This is a genomic window from Ruegeria sp. HKCCD9138, assembly GCF_057220975.1.
The window spans coordinates 505,492-524,125 of record NZ_JBWVAZ010000001.1 but is presented as its reverse complement, the minus strand read 5'-3'; the positions used below and the strand labels follow the sequence as shown (position 1 = coordinate 524,125).

18 protein-coding genes are annotated in these 18,634 nt (G+C 58.4%); 2 read left to right on the top strand and 16 right to left on the bottom strand.

The genetic code is table 11. The annotated features are described in order from the left end of the window. Positions 1-10: 10 nt before the first annotated feature. The 6 genes from AC2TEL_RS02625 to purC all read right to left on the bottom strand — a co-directional run bounded on the left by AC2TEL_RS02625 (position 11) and on the right by purC (position 5,481). Positions 11-1,789: a sensor histidine kinase gene (locus AC2TEL_RS02625; protein ID WP_480901662.1), complete on the bottom strand. Its 1,779-nt coding sequence runs from the start codon at positions 1,787-1,789 to the stop codon at positions 11-13. A gap of 36 nt (positions 1,790-1,825) precedes the next feature. After that, entirely contained in the window at positions 1,826-2,494 is a 669-nt protein-coding gene (gene purQ / locus AC2TEL_RS02620; RefSeq protein WP_480839569.1) for a phosphoribosylformylglycinamidine synthase subunit PurQ, read from the bottom strand. An 11-nt stretch (positions 2,495-2,505) separates the two neighbouring features. Then, positions 2,506-3,549 (bottom strand): zinc-dependent alcohol dehydrogenase family protein, encoded by a 1,044-nt coding sequence (locus AC2TEL_RS02615; protein WP_480861844.1) that lies wholly within the window; start codon positions 3,547-3,549, stop codon positions 2,506-2,508. Positions 3,550-3,553: 4 nt separating this feature from the next. After that, positions 3,554-3,784 (bottom strand): phosphoribosylformylglycinamidine synthase subunit PurS, encoded by a 231-nt coding sequence (purS, locus tag AC2TEL_RS02610; protein WP_480839565.1) that lies wholly within the window; start codon positions 3,782-3,784, stop codon positions 3,554-3,556. Positions 3,785-3,905: 121 nt separating this feature from the next. Next, positions 3,906-4,574, bottom strand: coding sequence for a MarC family protein (locus AC2TEL_RS02605; protein ID WP_480901661.1), 669 nt, complete (start codon positions 4,572-4,574; stop codon positions 3,906-3,908). A 151-nt stretch (positions 4,575-4,725) separates the two neighbouring features. Continuing rightward, entirely contained in the window at positions 4,726-5,481 is a 756-nt protein-coding gene (purC, locus tag AC2TEL_RS02600) for a phosphoribosylaminoimidazolesuccinocarboxamide synthase (protein ID WP_480839561.1), read from the bottom strand. Between the two features lie 187 nt (positions 5,482-5,668). Here purC and AC2TEL_RS02595 point away from each other — a divergent pair, with 187 nt between their 5' ends. Continuing rightward, the gene (locus AC2TEL_RS02595; protein ID WP_480839559.1) at positions 5,669-5,989 is read left to right on the top strand and encodes a DUF1476 domain-containing protein; all 321 of its coding nucleotides are present in this window, start codon (positions 5,669-5,671) and stop codon (positions 5,987-5,989) included. A gap of 123 nt (positions 5,990-6,112) precedes the next feature. Then, entirely contained in the window at positions 6,113-7,129 is a 1,017-nt protein-coding gene (bmt, locus tag AC2TEL_RS02590) for a betaine--homocysteine S-methyltransferase (protein ID WP_480901659.1), read from the top strand. A 9-nt stretch (positions 7,130-7,138) separates the two neighbouring features. Here bmt and AC2TEL_RS02585 read toward each other — a convergent pair whose 3' ends face one another. From AC2TEL_RS02585 to AC2TEL_RS02540, 10 genes are all read right to left on the bottom strand, one after another. Continuing rightward, positions 7,139-7,915: an enoyl-CoA hydratase-related protein gene (locus AC2TEL_RS02585; protein ID WP_480901658.1), complete on the bottom strand. Its 777-nt coding sequence runs from the start codon at positions 7,913-7,915 to the stop codon at positions 7,139-7,141. Positions 7,916-7,988: 73 nt separating this feature from the next. Then, positions 7,989-8,444: a cytochrome c-type biogenesis protein gene (locus AC2TEL_RS02580; RefSeq protein ID WP_480839553.1), complete on the bottom strand. Its 456-nt coding sequence runs from the start codon at positions 8,442-8,444 to the stop codon at positions 7,989-7,991. Continuing rightward, positions 8,441-10,405, bottom strand: a complete 1,965-nt coding sequence (locus AC2TEL_RS02575) for a heme lyase CcmF/NrfE family subunit (RefSeq protein ID WP_480901657.1) — start codon at positions 10,403-10,405, stop codon at positions 8,441-8,443. Before AC2TEL_RS02575 ends, AC2TEL_RS02580 begins: the two co-directional genes overlap by 4 nt. Positions 10,406-10,480: 75 nt before the next feature. Next, positions 10,481-11,059, bottom strand: coding sequence for a holin family protein (locus tag AC2TEL_RS02570; RefSeq protein ID WP_480901656.1), 579 nt, complete (start codon positions 11,057-11,059; stop codon positions 10,481-10,483). Continuing rightward, entirely contained in the window at positions 11,050-11,661 is a 612-nt protein-coding gene (locus tag AC2TEL_RS02565) for a holin-associated N-acetylmuramidase (RefSeq protein WP_480901654.1), read from the bottom strand. Before AC2TEL_RS02565 ends, AC2TEL_RS02570 begins: the two co-directional genes overlap by 10 nt. Positions 11,662-11,807: 146 nt before the next feature. After that, positions 11,808-12,254: a cytochrome c maturation protein CcmE gene (ccmE, locus tag AC2TEL_RS02560; protein ID WP_480839546.1), complete on the bottom strand. Its 447-nt coding sequence runs from the start codon at positions 12,252-12,254 to the stop codon at positions 11,808-11,810. A gap of 7 nt (positions 12,255-12,261) precedes the next feature. Continuing rightward, positions 12,262-13,290, bottom strand: a complete 1,029-nt coding sequence (argC, locus tag AC2TEL_RS02555) for an N-acetyl-gamma-glutamyl-phosphate reductase (protein WP_480901653.1) — start codon at positions 13,288-13,290, stop codon at positions 12,262-12,264. A 94-nt stretch (positions 13,291-13,384) separates the two neighbouring features. Beyond that, the gene (gene murI, locus AC2TEL_RS02550; protein ID WP_480839542.1) at positions 13,385-14,194 is read right to left on the bottom strand and encodes a glutamate racemase; all 810 of its coding nucleotides are present in this window, start codon (positions 14,192-14,194) and stop codon (positions 13,385-13,387) included. 8 nt (positions 14,195-14,202) lie between these two features. Continuing rightward, positions 14,203-15,081 (bottom strand): lysophospholipid acyltransferase family protein, encoded by an 879-nt coding sequence (locus tag AC2TEL_RS02545; RefSeq protein WP_480901652.1) that lies wholly within the window; start codon positions 15,079-15,081, stop codon positions 14,203-14,205. A 78-nt stretch (positions 15,082-15,159) separates the two neighbouring features. Next, positions 15,160-18,579 carry an indolepyruvate ferredoxin oxidoreductase family protein gene (locus AC2TEL_RS02540; RefSeq protein ID WP_480901650.1) on the bottom strand — a complete coding sequence of 1,140 codons (3,420 nt, stop codon included), beginning with the start codon at positions 18,577-18,579 and terminating at the stop codon, positions 15,160-15,162. Between the last annotated feature and the right edge of the window lie 55 nt (positions 18,580-18,634).

Sequence of the window (18,634 nt, the reverse complement as noted above, 5' to 3'; positions counted from 1 at the left end):
TCATTCCTCGTTATTCCGCGGCCTCAAGGCCGTCGCTTCCCAGTATCGGCAGTTGCATCTCGAACACCGCGCCGCCGTGTTGGGCGTTTCGCGCGGTCAGCCGTCCACCGTGGTCGTTCACGATCCCGGACGAGATGGCAAGCCCCAGACCGACACCGTCGCCTGGCTGCTTGGTAGTATAGAACGGCTCGAACAGGTTCTCGATGTCCTCGATTCCGTGACCGTTGTCGCGCACGGTCAACACGGCCGAGTCGCCCGCTGCCAGGATGATCTCGACATCCGGCTCTGCCACTGATTTGGTGGCATCCAACGCGTTTCGCAAGAGGTTTACCATAACCTGTTCGATCCGCATCCGATCCCCCATCACCACGACGGGCTCCTCGGGCAGAATTTGCGTGATCTTCACATGGCGCTGTCGCAATTGCGGTTCCATCATAGATACCGCCGACGCCAACGCTTCGCCAAGGTTTACAGGGGAAAACGCATCCGCCCCCTTGCGCGCATAGGACTTGAGTTGCCGCGTGATCGCGCCCATCCGTTCGATCAGCCCGTCAATACGGCCAAAGCTGGCCAGAGCCTCTTCCGAACGTTCCCGACGCAGCAGCAATCGGGCACCGGCCAGATAGGTTTTCATTGCCGCCAGCGGTTGGTTCAGCTCGTGACTTACCGCTGCCGACATCTCTCCCAACGCCGCCAGCTTCGAGCTCTGCGCAAGCGTTTGCTCGGCAACTTCCAGCGTCTTTTCAACCCGTTCCCGCTCAGCAATTTCCCGCTGCAACCTCGCGTTCAATGCGCGAAGCTCCGCCGACTCTCGTTGGAACAATGTCATCCGCAACGTGGCGCGACGGCTTAGCGCATAGAAGGCCAGCGCCAGAAGAATCGCAAAGCCCATGATCTCGAGCGCCAGAACGCTGTTCACTTTCTCCCGAATCGAGGAATAGGTCGTGAATGACGTCATTTGCCATCCACGAAACGGTATGCGTGTTTCCATCCGCATCACCGCCTCGCCTTGCAGGTAGGCATCAGGCGGCAACGCCGTCCAGTCGGTCGTGGCCCGAATGGCGCGCTGGATGGCACCGTCCGGTGGCTGACGCAGCATCGCGGCCTGCTCGTCCAGACCACGCCATTGCGGTTCGGTCGCCAGAATGATGGCTCCGGTGCTGTCGGTCACCATCACGGCATCCGAGATCCCAGCCCATGCACGTTCGAACTTCTGAAGATCAACTTCGACAACAATGACACCGAGAATGTCCGAGCCACCCTCGATGCGTCTGGAATAGACAAAACTGTAACCACCGGACTCGCGCGGAATGACGGAAAAGATGGTCGCATTCGATCGGATCGCGTCAATGAAGTACGGGCTGCTTCGGTGTCCCTCGCCCAGACGATTGCGATCCGTTGCAGCCACAGTGCGGCCGTCCCGATCCAGCAACACCAGTGAGGCGGCGCCGATTTCTTCCACAAAGGAAATCAACCGCTGCGTCGAAAGCGAGAAGTCACTGGATTGCAACGCTGAAATCAGCGTCGGATCGCGCGCAAGCAGCTGCGGCACAATCGCGTTTCGGCGCAGTTCGCTCAGCAAGTTGCCGGAGTACAGGGCGAGCCGCACCTCGGCCCGGTTGCGTGTCGACTCTGTAAAGCGGCTGGTCAGAAGGCTGTTCGTGATCCACACTGTTGCCACTGTCGCAACCAGCAACAATATGATGGTCAGACGCAGCGGCCACCCCAGCGGCGCGGCGCGGAACCGGGCGAAAAACCCGGGCCGGTCTGGTTGAACTTCCGAATTCATGCCAAGACGCTACGCGCCCGAGCCGATGACCTCAAGTCACACTGGCGCCAGCACGCCCGCCAATGCGCGGAAGAGCGCCGTCCCGTCGGTGCCTCCGTGGCCCGAATCCGCCGCACGTTCGGGGTGAGGCATCATCCCCAACACGCGCCGGTTGTGAGATAGAATTCCAGCAATATCGTCGCGCGAACCGTTCGGGTTTTCGGCGTAGGTGAACGCGATCCGGTCTTCGCCCTTCAGTTCGGCAAGCGTTTCATCATCTGCAAAGTAGTTGCCGTCATGATGCGCGATCGGGATGCCGATGACATCGCCTGCATTGTAACCTTCCGTGAAAGCGCTGTCGCTGGTTTCCACCCGCAGCCCCACGGTGCGGCAGATGTACTTCAGACCGGCATTTCGCAGCAACGCGCCGGGCAGAATTCCGGTCTCGGTCAAAACCTGAAAACCGTTGCAAATGCCAACCGCATATCCCCCGCGCTCGGTGTGTTTCGCCACCGCCCTGCAAATAGGAGACTGCGCCGCAATCGCCCCGCAGCGCAGATAATCGCCATAGGAAAACCCACCGGGCACACCCACGATGTCGATCCCCTCGGGCAGCGCGGCGTCCTTGTGCCAGACCATATCGACCTGAAATCCAGCCTGTTCAAAGGCGACTGCGAGGTCTCGGTCACAGTTGGACCCGGGGAAAACGATGACGGCTGCGCGCATGGCGGACCCTCCTACGAGATAAAGTCAGTGACGACCGCGACGCCCGGAGGCGCCGGATTGTCAAAGGCGGCAAGCTCATCGCTTACCTGGTTCAGTGTTATTTTGCGGGTCACCAGTGGGCTCAGCTCCACACCGCCGCCTGCAATCAGTGACAACAGCGACGGATAGCGCCAACTGGGCATACCGCGCGTTCCATAGACGGAAAGCTGCCCGGAATACAGAAGATCCATCGGCAGTGACATTGCGGCATGGTCGCCCGCAGGCATACCGATCTGCACCATACGGCCCATTTTGCGCAAGGACCGCATGGCGGACACCGTGGTGGCCTCGATGCCGAGGGCTTCGATTGCCACATGCGCACCACCGCCAGTCAAATCCCTGACAGCTTGCGGCGCGTCGCAGGTGGCCGCGTTGATCACCGCATCGGCACCAAGGTTTTTGGCATAGGCCAGCTTGTCATCAACAATATCGACCACGACTACGCGCGCGCCCAGAGCCTTGCCCAGCAGAAGGGTCGAGATGCCAACGCCGCCACCGCCAAAGACGGCAAGCCATTCCCCGCCCTGCAACTGCGCCCGGCCAACCAGAGCTTGCCAGGCTGTGGTCACCCGGCATCCCAGTGCCGCAGCAACCTCGGGGGCAAGATTGTCCGGCAGCGCCGTTAGGTTTGCATCCGCGTGGGCAACGGAAATGAACTCGGCAAAGGCACCGTCGCAGGTGAAACCCGGCACGATCTGGTCAGCACAGGTGGTTTGATGGCCCTGCGCACAATCCGGGCATCGCCCGCAGGCCAGGATGAAAGGTGCGATCACCCGGTCCCCGACCCGCCAGCGTTTCACCTGTTTGCCGGCCGCGACCACCTCGCCACAATATTCGTGTCCGGGGGTTATGGGCAGATTGACATCCGGGTCCGAACCCGACCACGCGTGCCAGTCCGACCGGCACACACCGCACGCCAGAACCCGGACGACAACGCCGTCCTCGGTGGGTTCGGGATCGGGAACAGTCGTCACCTCTAGCGGCTGACGATACCCGACCAGACGTGCCGCGCGCATCAATTCAGACCAGTTCGATTTCGTAACGTTCGATGACCGTGTTGGCCAACAGCTTCTCGCACATTGCTGTCACGTCGGCCTCGGTCGAGCCTTCGGCCAGTTCCAGATCGATGACCTTGCCCTGACGGACGCCCTCCACCTGATCGAAGCCCATGGCGCCCAACGCGTGACGAACGGCTTCACCCTGCGGGTCCAGAACCCCGTTCTTGAGCATCACATGCACCCGTGCTTTCATATTCGCAACTCCAACCTGCAGACCCGACGACCAGGGCCTTTTTACGTTGCGCGCGGGATACCCTGCTTGCGATCATTGGACAACCCTTCTTCGGCAGGACGGATGACCGCAGGAGGTCCCTCTACCCTCCGATCGTCGAGGACAGCCCCGGATAGTGTTTGTCGATGGCATTGAATGTTCCGGTCAGCACCATCTCGACAGCAACCGCCACCAGCAGAATGGCCATGATCCTGGTCAGAACATTGATCATTGTATCGCCCAGCAACCGCGAAATCTGATCCGCGAACAACAACCCCATTCCGACAATCGCGCAGGCAATCAAGACAGCCGAGCCCAGTGTCACGATCTCCGCGCCGTCCGACAACTGATGCGAGAAGACAATCGTAATCGCGATGGTCCCCGGACCGATGGTAAGCGGAATGGCCAACGGAACCACCGCAAAGTTCAGCTTGCGCTCCTGCCCGTCCGCCAAGGCGGCCTGATCCCCCGGGGGGCGATCCTCGGCGTTCAGCATTGCCATGCCGATTCCGAAAATAATGATACCACCTGCAATCCGGAACGAGGGCACATCGATACCGAAAATCGCCAGCACTTCTTCACCAATCAAAACTGCGATCAAGGCAATCACGGTCACCGAAACCATCACGATTAGGGCAACACGACGCCGTTCCCGCTTCGAGCAGTGGTGGGTCATACTGAGAAAGATCGGAATGTTGTAGAGCGGATTGAATATGGCCAGCACAGCAGCGAGAAATTTCAGGAAAACTGCGTGATCGAATAATTCGCCCATACCGAATATCACCTTGTTGGCAAACCGGGTCAGATATCAGCGCCGAGCATGCTGCATGACGGTTAAAACTGTCAAATACTTAAACGGAATGCAAAAAAGTGCTGCATCTATCGACGCAGCACTTCAGAACAGTTTAGCAAACACGTTCTGATCAGTTGATCAGCGTCGGCTTGGTCACGTTGCTTTTCGGCAAAACGCCGAGGCGCCGGGCCACTTCCGAATAGGCATCCGTCAAGTTACCCAAATCCCGGCGGAACACGTCTTTGTCCAGTTTCTGCCCGGTCTCGATGTCCCAAAGACGGCAGCTGTCGGGGCTGATCTCATCGGCGACGATCAGGCGCTGATAGTCGCCCTCGAAAACGCGGCCAATCTCGATTTTGAAATCGACTAGCCGAATGCCAACAGCCAGCATCACACCACTCATGAAATCGTTCACGCGAAGCGCCAGGCTGAGAATGTCATCCATATCCTGCTGGCTGGCCCAGCCAAATGCCGCGATGTGTTCTTCAGTGACCAGCGGATCACCGAGAGCGTCATCCTTGTAGCAGTATTCCACAATCGGGCGCGGCAGCTGCGTGCCCTCGGCGATGCCCAGACGTTTCGACATCGAACCGGCCGCGTAATTGCGAACGATGATTTCCAGCGGTACGATCTCGCAATTGCGGACCAGTTGCTCGCGCATGTTAAGACGGCGGATAAAGTGGTTCGGAACGCCGATCTGGGTCAGACCTGTCATGAAGAACTCGCTGAGACGGTTGTTCAGCACGCCCTTGCCGTCGATGACGTCCTTTTTCTCGGCGTTGAACGCGGTGGCGTCATCCTTGAAATACTGAACGATTGTACCCGGTTCGGGACCTTCATACAGAATCTTGGCCTTGCCTTCGTAGATTTTCTTGCGACGCGACATGAGCGACCTTTCCAGTCCGTGGCGAGGGAATGAGTCCCTTCGCGTTGGCGCCCTCATAGTGCAAGGCCCGCCAACCCGCAAGTTTGGCGGCCCGAGAGGGTTTGACGCAGCGCAAATACCTTGCGCCCGCGCGCCCGTATAGTCATATCATGAGGAAAGAAGATGAAACCCAAGAGGTCCCCAACCAATGACCACATTTGACGAACGTGAAGCCGCGTTTGAAAACAAGTTCGCGCATGACGAAAAGATGCAGTTCATCGCCCGGATGCGCCGCAACCGGTTTATGGCCGTGTGGGCCTCGACACTGAAGGGCGAGACTGTGGAACAAGCCCGGGCATATGGTCAGGAACTGGTACACACCGACCTGCAGAATGTCAGCGAAGACGACGTTGTGGAAGCGGTGAAAGGTTATCTTGGCGACTTGGCTGACGAAGCGAAAATTCGTGAAAAAATGGCAGAATTGCTGGTTGAAGCAAAAGAGCAGGTCATGTCAGAGGCCGAAATCTGAGGCGCGTGCCGCAAGTCTCATGATCTTCATGAGAATTATGAGTTTGATTTGACGCTCCGGTCGTGGGACACGGAGCGTCTAAATTTTTTATCGGCCCTTTGGGCCAAAAATTGGAATACCCCAATGACAAATGCACTCAGCAAGCTTCTGGAAACCAATGACGCCCTTCTGGCGGATGGGGCAACCGGAACAAATCTGTTCAATATGGGTCTGCAATCCGGCGACGCGCCGGAACTATGGAACGTGGACGCTTCCGACAAGATCCGGGCCTTGTATCAGGGGTCTGTGGACGCGGGCAGTGATCTGTTTCTGACCAATACTTTCGGTGGCACCGCCGCGCGGCTGAAACTGCATGATGCGCATAACCGCGTGGGTGAGCTGAACCGCATCGGCGCAGAACTGGGCCGCGAAGTTGCGGACAAGGCCGGGCGCCCCGTTGTCGTTGCGGGGTCGGTCGGGCCGACCGGTGAAATTATGGAACCCGTCGGCAGTCTGACGCATGCCGACGCCGTCGAGATGTTCCACGAACAGGCTGAGGCACTGAAAGACGGTGGGGTCGATGTCTTGTGGGTTGAAACCATCAGCGCACCGGAAGAGTTCCGTGCCGCAGCCGAAGCCTTTGCCCTGGCCGACATGCCCTGGTGCGGCACCATGAGTTTTGACACAGCCGGACGCACCATGATGGGCGTGACGTCGGCCGATCTGGCACAGATGGTCGAAACATTGCCCAACCCGCCGATTGCATTCGGCGCAAATTGCGGCACTGGTGCGTCGGACATCCTGCGCACGGTCCTGGGCTTCGCCGCTCAGGGGACCGAACGACCGCTGATTTCCAAGGGCAACGCCGGTATCCCAAAATATGTGGACGGCCATATCCACTATGACGGCACGCCGGAACTGATGGGTCAGTATGCCGCCATGGCGCGCGACGCTGGCGCAACGATCATTGGTGGGTGCTGCGGAACGATGCCCGACCACCTGCGTAAAATGCGCGAGGCGCTGGATACTCAACCGCGCGCAGAGCGCCCGACGCTGGATCAGATCACCGCGGCGCTGGGCCCGTTCTCATCCGCCTCGGACGGCACCGAAGGGGATACCGCCGCGCCGGAACGCCGGTCGCGCCGCCGCCGTCGAGCGTAATCACTGCGATCAGCGCCCCTCGAAGACCGGGGGGCGTTTTTCCAGAAAGGCCACGACACCTTCGGCAAAGTCCCGGGTCCGACCACATTCACCCTGTAAATGAGCCTCGGTCGCTAGCTGCTGCGGCAGGGTTTTTTCATAAGTGCCCCGGATCGCCTGCTTGATCGCGGCAAAGCCTGCCGTGGGACCCTTTGCAAGATAGGCGGCGCGCTTGCGCCAGTGGGCATCAAACGCGTCGTCCGAAACCGCTTCCCAGATCAAACCCCAGTCGTCGGCCTGTCGGGCACTGATCTTGTCGGCGAACAGGGCCGCACCCATGGCTTTGGCAAAACCCATCTGACGCGGCATGAACCACGTACCTCCGGCATCCGGCAGAAGACCGATCCTCGCAAAGGCCTGCAGGAAATACGCACTCTCAGTTGCGATCACAACATCGGCGCACAGGGCAAGGTTGGCCCCTGCCCCTGCCGCAGGACCATTGACCGCGGCAATCGTTGGAACCGGACAGTCATAGACAGATTCCAGCATCGGTTCGTATTCATCGCGCAACGCTCGCTCAAGATCGATCTTGCCGGTGCTCGATGCATCACCAAGATCCTGACCCGAGCAGAACGCCTTTCCCGAACCTGTCAGAACCACGGCGCGCGCGTGGCGGGCAGCATGTTTCATCGCGTGGGTGATCTCGGCGCGCATCTGCGTTGTCAGCGCGTTCATCTTGTCTGCCCGATTCAGCGTCAAAACCGCCAAACCATCCGTGATGTCGAGATGGACAGCTTCGTATTCCATGAAAAATCCTCACCTGCGCAGCGTTTGGGGAACCCTGACGCAATTGTGAAAGAAGGGAAAGGTGAACCGCGCGTCAGTCTTCCAGAATTTGACGCAGACGTTCCTTTTCCTCTTCGCTTAGCGTATCGGTCTTTTCAGCCGTCTGGTGCTTTGCGCGCTTGCGCAGAAAGCTCCACCCCATGGCCGCCGCGATCAACAGCATGATCGGCCCGGCAAGCCACAACATCAGGTTGGCCCCGGTTGTGGTGGGTTTCAGCAGCACATACTCACCGTAACGATCGACGATGAAGTCCACCGCTTCCTGATCGGTGTCCCCGGCCACAAGTCGTTCGCGCAACAGAATGCGCAAGTCACGCGCCAGCTCTGCATTGCTTTCGTCGATGCTTTCATTTCGGCAGACAAGGCAGCGCAGCCCGGTGCTGATATCCCGCGCCCGCGCCTCAAGCGCCGGGTCGTCCAGAACTTCATCAGGCTGCACCGCCATCAGAGGTGTGGCCAGCAGCATCAGGATCAGGACGAGACGCTTCATTCCGCAGGTACTCCTGATTGCGGGGTCTTGCGGGCACCGGCGGCAACACGGAAACGACGGTCCGAAAGGCTGAGCACACCGCCCAGCGACATCAGGATACAACCGCCCCAGATCCAGTTGGCCAGTGGCTTGATATAGGTTCGCATGACCCATCCACCATCGGCTTGCTGATCCCCGATCACCACGTAGACGTCTCGCAGGAACCGATAATCGATTGCCGCTTCGGTGGTCGGCATCCGGGCGACCGGGTAATCGCGTTTTTCCGGATGCAATGTTGTGATTTGACGTCCGTTCTTTTCAACCACAACATCCGCCATGGTCGAGAAGTAGTTCGGCCCCTGAACCCGGCGCACGTTCTGCAAAGTCAACGTGAACTGTCCGACTTCATAGGGCTGACCCTGCTGTGCGACGCGAATGTCCTCGACTTCCCAGGCGGTGAGACCGGCAATGGCGAACATGGTGACACCCAGCCCGGTATGGGCCGCCGCTTTGCCCCAATCGGCCCGCGGCAGCCGGAACAGACGGGCCACGCTGCCTTTGCGGCCGGTACGGCTCCAGAGATCCACGATGGCGCCAAACGTGATCCAGGCCCCCAGGAAAAGCCCCACCGGACCCAGCGCACTTCGCCCTGTTTGCATGACCCAGACAAGAATGGCCAAAGCCACAGCCAACACGAACGCATAGCGCAGCGACCACGCCACCCGACGCAGCTTGCCCCGCTTCCAAGGCAGCATGGACCCAAGCGGCAACGCGATCCCCAGGGCAATCATGAACGGTGTGAACGCGGCATTGAAAAACGGCGCACCGACCGAGAGTTTACGGTCAAATGCCATCTCGGCCACCATGGGCCACATGGTGCCGAAGAACACGACAAAGCAGCTGACCGCCAAAAGGATGTTGTTCAGTACCAGCGCGCTTTCGCGGCTGACCATACCAAAGACACCCTTGGCCTCCATCGCCTGCGCGCGGGCCGCAAACAGGGTCAACGCACCGCCGACGAAGATCACCAGAATAAACAGGATAAATACACCGCGCTCGGGGTCGTTGGCGAAGGCATGTACGGATGTCAGCAAGCCAGAGCGCACGATGAACGTCCCGATCAGCGAGAACCCGAATGCAATGATTGCAAGCAGAATTGTCCAGCTTTTCAAGGCTTCCCGCTTCTCTACGACAATGGCCGAATGCAGAAGCGCGGCCGCCAGCAGCCAAGGCATGAAGGATGCGTTCTCGACCGGATCCCAGAACCAGAAACCGCCCCAGCCAAGCTCATAATAGGCCCACCACGACCCCAATGCGATTCCGATTGTCAGGAAGACCCATGCAGCAAGCGTCCATGGCCGCACCCAACGACCCCAGGCTGCATCAACACGACCTTCGATCAGCGCCGCGATGGCAAAGCTGAAAGCCATGCTCAGACCGACGTAGCCCAGATACAGAAACGGTGGATGGAAAGCCAATCCGGGGTCTTGCAACAGCGGGTTCAAATCTCGCCCATCGAATGGCGGCACCGGAAGACGGTCAAAAGGGTTCGAAGTGAACAGGATAAAGGCAAAGAACGCGACTCCGATAGCGGCCTGAACCGCCAGAACACGTGCTTTCAGCGTCGGAGGCAGCCCGCCGCCAAAAAAGGCTGCCATGGCCCCGAAAATCGTCACGATCAGCACCCACAACAGCATGGAACCCTCGTGGTTCCCCCAGGTGCCGCTGATCTTGTATATCATCGGTTTCGCCGAGTGGCTGTTTTCAACGACAATCCGCAGCGAAAAGTCAGAGGCAGCGAACGCCCAGACCAAAGCGCCAAACGAAAACGTCGTCAGAAGAAACTGGGCGATGGCTGCCGGTTCGGCAAATGCCATCCACCCGGTCCAGCGATTGGCGGCCCCAACCAGGGGCACCACGGTCTGAACAATTGCGACCAGAAAGGCAAGAATAAGGGCGAAGTGGCCAAGCTCGGTAATCATGGGGCCGTTTATACTGCTGCGCCCCGACAAGTGCCATTCACATTCGCCATTTCGCGGGGCACATAGTGTCGCGCCTTATGCCTTTTGCAAACGACGCCAATCTTCCAAAGCGCGATTCTCGTCCGGTCGAGAAATCCCTTGAGCCAACTCCGCATCCGTCCCCGGGTCTGCAACGCCGGGGCTGTCGCTGCGCATCTTCCGCAATGCCTCAAGGTTGGCCATCACGGTCGGGGCGCGCAGCATTGTCGCGCCGATTTCACGCTGGAAATCCTGCACCTTGGCCTGATGCCGAGCTCCGAAATAGAAGGACACAATCACGCCCAGCAACCACCACAAAGGTTCAGGAACCAGCGCGATCCCTTGCATTCGCGCCGCAAACCACAGCGGATCGATCATCGCTGCCACGAACAAGGCCAACGTTCCCAATGCCAGAGCCGGTCGTGGCAGACGGTTCAGCCCATCCATGAACCTGTCGTATCGTCCCTTCGCACCGCCTTGAAATTCGGCCCCGAACTGCTGCATCGCCTGCCCACGCAACGCAACGGCGCGTTGAGCCCCCGCATCGGTGTTTTCGCGAAAGACTTCGGCCGTCTCGCGCACCACGTTCCGGCCTGTTCCAAACAGCATGCCCAAAATCCCCGCGATCAAACCCATGCTGCGACCCTTTGCTGAAATTCTTTGGTGGTCAGGTGGTACGAGGCGGACAAGAACTCTTCTGCGCGTCGAATCCATCCTCCTTTATTGCCTGTGCGCGTACGCGCATACTTGCGCAACGACGAATGATGATCGGCCAGCTTGAAATAATAGTTCCGACGCGCGACCCCGTAGGCGTCCCGCAGAACAACTGGATCAGGCATTGCTGCAGCATGAGCGGCAGCAGCCGTCTGCTGACCGATCACGCCATCAACAACGACCTCAAATTCCATGTCACGCAGCAAGCGCTGCAGGATTCGCACCGCCTGCGCTCCTGCGTTGACATACATATCGAACAGCGATGCCCACAATTCCTCGGGCAACAATGCAATGCGCGGTTTTTCAAAGTAGTGTTCCAGAAATACTTCGATGGCCTGATCCTTGCTCAATGACTGAACATCGGCGCGAGTGATCCGTCCATCGCCCGTCACATCCAATCCGAGCCGGCGCATGGTGTGAATGGTGACACCGAACTTGGTGGGGCCTCCGGGATCGTCCGGGTCATCCACATAGCCGCCCTCTCGCGCTACTATGCCCATGGCAATCTGCCGAACTGTCTGCATGCGTTCCCCCTTTGACACGTTGCGGAAACGGTCAGGGAAAAACGTTAAACCTGAGAAACAGGAAAGGGCGTTGCGCACCATGTGAATGCAACGCCCTGTTCTTCAGACCCAGTTCGCCTCAGATTGAGGAAGAAAACAGCCTCCGATCAGCTATCGCCCGCCTCTTTGTAGACGCCCTGCTCTTTCAGCGCGTCCACGACTTCTTTTGGCATGTAAGTTTCGTCATGTTTTGCCAGAATTTCAGTGGCTTCAAAGACACCATTCACGTAACTTCCGGTACCGACCATACCCTGATTTTCAGAAAACAGGTCGGGCAATACACCGGTAAAGGCCACAGGCACACTTTCGCCCCCGTCGGTTACGACAAAACGTACCGTTTCACCCTGCCCGCGAATGATCGAACCTTCTTCGACCAGACCGCCAATGCGGAACACTTCAGTCGGTTTCGGTGGCTCGGCAATCACCTGGCTGGGTGAACGGAAGAAGTTGATGCCATCCCGCATCGCATACCCGATCAACCCCGTCGCAAGCACCAAAGCCACCACGGCCAGCAAAATCACTTGTACACGACGACGTTTCTTGAGCGTTTTCATAGTTTCCTCACGGGAACAGAGGGGCCATCATCAGGCCCGCCGTTTCAGCTTCACCTAACATCAGGTTTGCGTTCTGCAAGGCTTGCCCGCTGCTACCTTTTGTCAGGTTATCCAAGGCCGCTACGACAATCGCGCGGCGTTCAATCCGGTCTTCAGCCACGCCGATATGACAGTAGTTCGAGCCCCGCACATGATGGGTCGAAGGGGTTTCGCCAAACGGCAGTACCTGAATGAACGGTTCGGTTTCATAGGCGGAACACAGCGTCTCAAAGACGCTATGCGGATCGCCCTTTACATAGGTGGTCGCCAGAATGCCCCGATTGGCCGGAATCAGGTGTGGCGTGAACTGCACGTGCACGGTCCGCCCGGCGAGTTTCGAAAATTCCTGATCGAACTCGCCAAGATGTCTATGCGTTCCACCAATGGCATAAGCATTGCAACCTTCGCTCAGTTCGGCATGCAGCAGATTTTCCTTCAGCGCCCGCCCGGCACCGGATACAGCGCATTTCAGATCAAGGATGATGTCCTCCAGATCAATCACGCCCGCCGAAATCAGCGGCCGCAGAACATATTGCCCCGTCGCCGCATTGCAACCTGTTCCGGCCACAAGGCGCGCAGACCGGATCTCATCCCGGTAAAACTCGGTCAGGCCATAAACGGCCTCTTCCTGATGGGCGACGGCGGAATGCGGATTGCCGTACCACTTTTCGTATTCTTCTGGGTCGCTCAGCCGGAAGTCTGCTGAAAGATCGATAATCTTCAACGTCTTCGGCAATTCGCGGATGACTTCCTGACTGGTTTTGTGCGGCAAAGCGCAGAAGCACAGATCAACCTGCGAAAAGTCGATCTCGGAGATTTTGCACAGTTCCGGCAAATCCATGTGCCTCAGATGCGGAAAGACCTGCGCCATGGGCTGGCCCGCCTTGCGCTCGGCGGCGAGCGCTGTGATTTCCATATTCGGATGCTCGGCGATCAGCCGCACCAGTTCGGCGCCGGTATAACCGGATGCGCCCAGAATTGCGATTTTGTGGGTCATGCGAGACCTCTTTCACTTATATGCCACATCTTACGACCGCCGATGCGACGGTCATCGAACTAATGATTTGGTAAGAGACCGTCCTTGACTTAGGTCAGGCAGCCGCAAAGGTGATTTGTCGTCGGAGGAACTGGGTTGCACGATCACTGACGAAGGCCGGTTTCCCGGTTGTCAGAAACCCGCCTTCGCCCTCGCCCGTCATGTTGGGATGGCGTTGCAGGTAATCGGCCAAGCTTTCGGCAACCAGATCACCCTGGCTGTAGACTTTTACATCAGCGCCAAGTGCCTGCTGAAAGGTCTCCGCCATCAACGGGTAATGCGTACAGCCGAGAATCGCGGCCTGGGGGTCGGGCATCTTGCGCTTCAGCGCGTCGACATGGCTGCGCACCAACGCTTCGGCCAGGATCATGTCTCCATCTTCGATGGCATCGACGACACCGCCGCAAGCCTGTGCTTCGACATCCACACCGATGGCGCGGAAGGCCAGTTCACGCTGAAACGCGCGACTGGATACAGTCGCTGGAGTGGCAAACAGCGCCACATGCTGCACTTCGACCTCGCGCGGGGGCGAATTGTCGCCCCATTGCCGTTCGGTCAGCGCCTCAATCAGCGGTACGAACACGCCCAGAACCCGCTTGCCTTCGGGCACGCCTTCCTCCTGCATTCGGCGCAGGGCGGCGGCGCTGGCTGTGTTGCAGGCCAGAATCACCAGATTGCACCCGCGTGACCACAGATCATGCACGGCACGGCGTGTCAGTTGATAGATATCCTCGGCATCCCGCACGCCATAGGGCGCGTGCGCGTTGTCCGCATAATACAGGAAATCAACGTCCGACAGACGTTGCTGCGCGGCGTTCAGGACGGTCAGCCCACCCAACCCGGAATCAAAGATACCTACTGCCATTTGCCCCTTCAGGCGCGATGCCGTTCCTCGAATTCATAGCCGTAGTCATAAGACTTCAACGGCTTCGGGGACAGCTCATACGTGGCTTTGCGCAAGAAATCCATCATCTTGCGCGTATCCTTTGCCAATGGGTCCAAAACATCGCGCCCAATCGGTTCGCCAACAACAACTTTGACGGGGGTATCAACGCGTTTCTTGAACTCTTTGATCAGCAAACCCATCCGCAGCGTATAGTGTAAATGGCTGGCGATCTGGAACAAACGCGAGGTGTGACCGTCAAAGAAAACAGGCACAACCGTCGCATTCGACTTGGCCACCATGCGGGCGGTGAAACCGCGCCAGCCCGGGTCCATGGGGTGCGCAAACGGCTTGACTGCCGTGCTAACCGTACCGCCCGGGAAAATTCCGATCGCCCCGCCGTCGCCCAAGTAATTCAATGCGGTTTTTCGAGTTTCGAGGTTCAGCCTCATCGCTTCTTTCGTTTCATCGAATGAGATCGGCAGAATGATCCTGTTCAGGTCCTCTGCCTTGCGGAACACGCGATGCGCCAGAATTCGGAAATCGCCGCGGGTTTGGGACAAAATGTGCCCCATCATCAACCCATCCAGAATGCCATAGGGGTGATTGGCGATCAGGATCAACGGTCCGGCTTCCGGAACATTCGACAAGGACCCGCCGACGACATCCAAAGACAACCCGTACCGCTCGACCATCACCGACCAGAAATCGCGGCCGTTCGAAACTTCCCGCTCGTACCCATCTGCCCGCTTGATCAGGCGCAAACGTCCGGTGGTGTTTTCCATCAGCTTGATCATCATGCGCCCGCCTTTGGTTTCAGCGGAATAAGCATAGGAAATGTCACGAGCGACATGACGGGACGAAGGCATTGGATACTCCGCTAACAGGGCCTGTATTATTAATTAGGTAACAATTTTGCCCAAGTAACGTGACAACCTTGTGAAGCTTCACTCTGCCGCAGACTTTACCTGCGATCCGTCGGCACTGATTACTGCCAGAAGTTCCTCGCGTCGTTTGGCTGCTTTCGCTTCGTTTTCCCTCAGAACAGGACCGAACCCGCGGATATCCAGTGGCAAACGAGCCAAAGCTGCAACTGCATCGCGCGTTCCCATCGTCACTTTCGGCAATACCTGTTTCATATCCCTTTCGTATTGCCGGATCAGTGACCGCTCCATCTTGCGTTCTGTGCTGTAGCCGAACGGGTCGAATGGCGTGCCGCGCAGGAATTTCAGCCGCGCCAAAATCTTCAGTGGGCCCTGAAACCATTCCCCGAATGCGCGTTTGCGCGGACGCTCGCCGCTTGCATTGCCACCCAGCGCCGGCGGCGCAAGGTGGAAGGTCATCTTGAAATCGCCGTCAAACTCGGCTGCGGCCTTGCTGCGGCTGTCCAGCAGCAGTCGCGCGACCTCGTATTCATCCTTATAGGACAGCAGTTTATGGTAGCCCTTCGCGACGGCCTCTTTGATTTCTGTGTCTTCGATGCCCTCAAGCATCTTGCGATACCGTTTCGCCAGACGTGGACCCTGATAGCTGCGCAGGTGATCCGCGCGGAAATCAATCATCTGGTCCAGCGTTTTCGGCATTTCAGTCACATTGGGCTTGAGGACCTTCGCCACCTCCTCTGGGAACAGAACGGCCCAGCGACCGATCGCAAACGCGCGTTTGTTGCGCTCGACAGCCGCACCGTTCAGTTCAATGGCCTGCAGGATCGCTTCGTGGCGGATCGGAAGCAATCCACGTTGCCAGGCGGCACCGAAGACCATCATGTTCGAATAAATGGAATCTCCCATCACAGCACGAGCCAGATCCGTGGCATCAAACAGGTCGACGCCTTCCTTCAGGCGGGCGCGCAATGCCAGTTCGAGCTGATCAGCCGGAATCCGGAAATCGGTGTCGCGCGTGAAGTCGCCCGTTATGATCTCATGACTGTTGACGACCGCGCCCGTCTGTCCCGTCTGCGTAAGACCCAACGTTTTTGCCCCGGCGGACACCACCAGGTCGCCTCCGATCAAGGCATGCGCCTCTCCGGTCGCCACCCGGATGGCGCTGATATCCTCAGGACGATCAGCAAGACGACAATGGATATGAACCGCGCCGCCTTTTTGCGCGAGGCCCGCCATCTCCATCATTCCCGCGCCCTTACCATCGATCTGCGCCGCCTGAGCCAGAACCGCACCAATCGTGACGACACCCGTGCCGCCGACGCCCGTGATCACTACGTTGTGTGTGCCGCTAATCTGCGGCAAATCCGGTTCTGGCAGATCCGGCAGGTCGATTTCGGTTGTGGCTTCTTTCCGGATTTTCGCCCCTTCAAGTGTGACAAACGACGGGCAAAAGCCGTTCAGGCAGGAAAAATCCTTGTTGCAGCTCGACTGGTCGATCGCACGTTTGCGGCCAAGTTCGGTCTCTTTCGGAACAATCGAAACACAGTTCGACTGAATGCCGCAATCACCACACCCTTCGCAAACATCCGTGTTGATGAAAACGCGCTTGTCCGGATCCGGGAAAGACCCGCGCTTGCGCCGCCTGCGTTTCTCGGCCGCGCAGGTCTGGACATAAACAATGACCGATACACCCTCGATATCACGGTATTTTTCCTGAACGCGCATCAATTCGGCACGTTCGTGAGTTTCCACTCCTGCCGGCAACGCCTTGAAGTTCACATCTTCCTTTTCGTCATAGACAACGGCCACATGCTTGACACCCATCGCAGTGACTTCGGCAACGATACGTTCTGCGGTCAGGTCACCTTCGTTTTCCTGCCCGCCCGTCATGGCGACGGCATCATTGAACAAAATCTTGAAGGTGATATTCGTGCCAGAGGACAGCGCAGCCCGGATCGCCTGCACGCCCGAATGGTTGTACGTTCCGTCGCCAAGGTTCTGGAACACGTGTTTGGTGGTCGAGAATGGCGCCTCTCCGATCCAATTCGCCCCTTCGCCACCCATCTGGGTAAACCCGGTCGTCTCACGGTCCATCCACTGCACCATGTAGTGGCACCCGATCCCGGCATAAGCCCGGCTGCCGTCAGGCAGTTTTGTCGAACTGTTATGCGGGCAACCGGAACAGAAATACGGCAGGCGGGCCGCGATTTCCTGCGCATTATCCGCACGGCGCGCGTCCGAGAGCTTGGCCAGACCAGCCCGCAGGCCTTCGGTATCGCGCCCCTCTTCAATCAGAATTTCGCCCAGCTTTTCGGCGATCATGATGGGATCCAGAGCGCCGCGTGTCGGGAACAGCTCTTCCCGGTGCAACGTCCCCGCACCACCTTTGTACCAACCATAAACGCGGCGGCCGCGGCGGTCGTCAAAGATCGTTTCCTTGACCTGAACCTCGATCAGTTTTCGCTTTTCCTCGACGATGATGATCAGGTCCAGCCCTTCAGCCCAGTCGTGGAACCCCTTCATATCCAACGGAAAAGTCTGGCCGATCTTGTAGGTGGTGAGGCCCAGGCGTTCGGCCTCGTTCGCATCGATGTTTAGCAGCGACATGGCATGAACGAGATCCAGCCAGTTCTTGCCTGCCGCAGCAATACCAATCTTGGCGCCGGGTTTTCCCCAGACGCGCTTGTCCATCTTGTTGGCGTGAGAGAACGTCTCTGCCGCAAATCGCTTGTAATCGATCACGCGCGCTTCCTGCAGATGCGGGGTATCTCCGAGACGGATATTCAACCCACCTTCCGGCATGTCGAACTGTGGAGTTGCGATTTCCATCCGGTCGGGGCTGCCATCGACCACGGATGTTACCTCGATCGTGTCCTTCATCGTCTTCAGGCCGACCCAGACACCGGCAAACCGGCTGAGCGCGAAGCCATAGATACCGTAGTCGAGGATTTCCTGCACACCCGCCGGGCTGACGACCGGCATATACATGTCCACCAGCGACCATTCCGACTGATGCAGCACGGTTGAGCTTTCACCGGTATGGTCATCCCCCATGGCCATCAGAACGCCACCGTGTTTCGCCGTTCCTGCCATGTTGGCGTGGCGCATGACGTCACCTGACCGGTCAACACCCGGACCTTTGCCGTACCACAGGCCAAATACACCATCGAACTTGCCGTCGCCCCGCAACCCTGCCTGCTGGCTTCCCCAAAGCGCTGTCGCCGCCAGGTCTTCGTTCAACCCGTACTGAAAGGTCACGTCGTTCTCGGCCAGTTGCTTCTGCGCCCGCGTCATCTGCAGGTCCACTGCGCCCAGCGGTGACCCGCGATATCCGGTGACCAGACCGGCGGTGTTCAACCCGGCATTGGTGTCGCGGGTTTTCTGCATCAGCATCAATCGCACCAATGCCTGCGTCCCGTTCAGCAGAACAGGACTTTTGGTCAGATCGAACCGGTCATTGAGCGAGATTTTTGGCTGACTCATCTGACGTCTCCCCTCGTCGGATTAGTGTGCTTCATTTCCACGCATTTTAGGTCAT

Coding starts and splice junctions, on each gene's coding strand:
- purC (WP_480839561.1), bottom strand. CDS start 5,481: ATGTCGCGTCGCAAGAAAATCTACGAAGGCAAGGCCAAGATTCTGTAT.
- AC2TEL_RS02575 (WP_480901657.1), bottom strand. CDS start 10,405: ATGATTACCGAGCTTGGCCACTTCGCCCTTATTCTTGCCTTTCTGGTC.
- AC2TEL_RS02625 (WP_480901662.1), bottom strand. CDS start 1,789: ATGAATTCGGAAGTTCAACCAGACCGGCCCGGGTTTTTCGCCCGGTTC.
- AC2TEL_RS02565 (WP_480901654.1), bottom strand. CDS start 11,661: ATGCAGACAGTTCGGCAGATTGCCATGGGCATAGTAGCGCGAGAGGGC.
- bmt (WP_480901659.1), top strand. CDS start 6,113: ATGACAAATGCACTCAGCAAGCTTCTGGAAACCAATGACGCCCTTCTG.
- murI (WP_480839542.1), bottom strand. CDS start 14,194: ATGGCAGTAGGTATCTTTGATTCCGGGTTGGGTGGGCTGACCGTCCTG.
- AC2TEL_RS02570 (WP_480901656.1), bottom strand. CDS start 11,059: ATGGGTTTGATCGCGGGGATTTTGGGCATGCTGTTTGGAACAGGCCGG.
- AC2TEL_RS02540 (WP_480901650.1), bottom strand. CDS start 18,579: ATGAGTCAGCCAAAAATCTCGCTCAATGACCGGTTCGATCTGACCAAA.
- AC2TEL_RS02615 (WP_480861844.1), bottom strand. CDS start 3,549: ATGCGCGCGGCACGTCTGGTCGGGTATCGTCAGCCGCTAGAGGTGACG.
- purS (WP_480839565.1), bottom strand. CDS start 3,784: ATGAAAGCACGGGTGCATGTGATGCTCAAGAACGGGGTTCTGGACCCG.
- argC (WP_480901653.1), bottom strand. CDS start 13,290: ATGACCCACAAAATCGCAATTCTGGGCGCATCCGGTTATACCGGCGCC.
- AC2TEL_RS02605 (WP_480901661.1), bottom strand. CDS start 4,574: ATGGGCGAATTATTCGATCACGCAGTTTTCCTGAAATTTCTCGCTGCT.
- AC2TEL_RS02580 (WP_480839553.1), bottom strand. CDS start 8,444: ATGAAGCGTCTCGTCCTGATCCTGATGCTGCTGGCCACACCTCTGATG.
- AC2TEL_RS02545 (WP_480901652.1), bottom strand. CDS start 15,081: ATGCCTTCGTCCCGTCATGTCGCTCGTGACATTTCCTATGCTTATTCC.
- AC2TEL_RS02595 (WP_480839559.1), top strand. CDS start 5,669: ATGACCACATTTGACGAACGTGAAGCCGCGTTTGAAAACAAGTTCGCG.
- AC2TEL_RS02585 (WP_480901658.1), bottom strand. CDS start 7,915: ATGGAATACGAAGCTGTCCATCTCGACATCACGGATGGTTTGGCGGTT.
- ccmE (WP_480839546.1), bottom strand. CDS start 12,254: ATGAAAACGCTCAAGAAACGTCGTCGTGTACAAGTGATTTTGCTGGCC.
- purQ (WP_480839569.1), bottom strand. CDS start 2,494: ATGCGCGCAGCCGTCATCGTTTTCCCCGGGTCCAACTGTGACCGAGAC.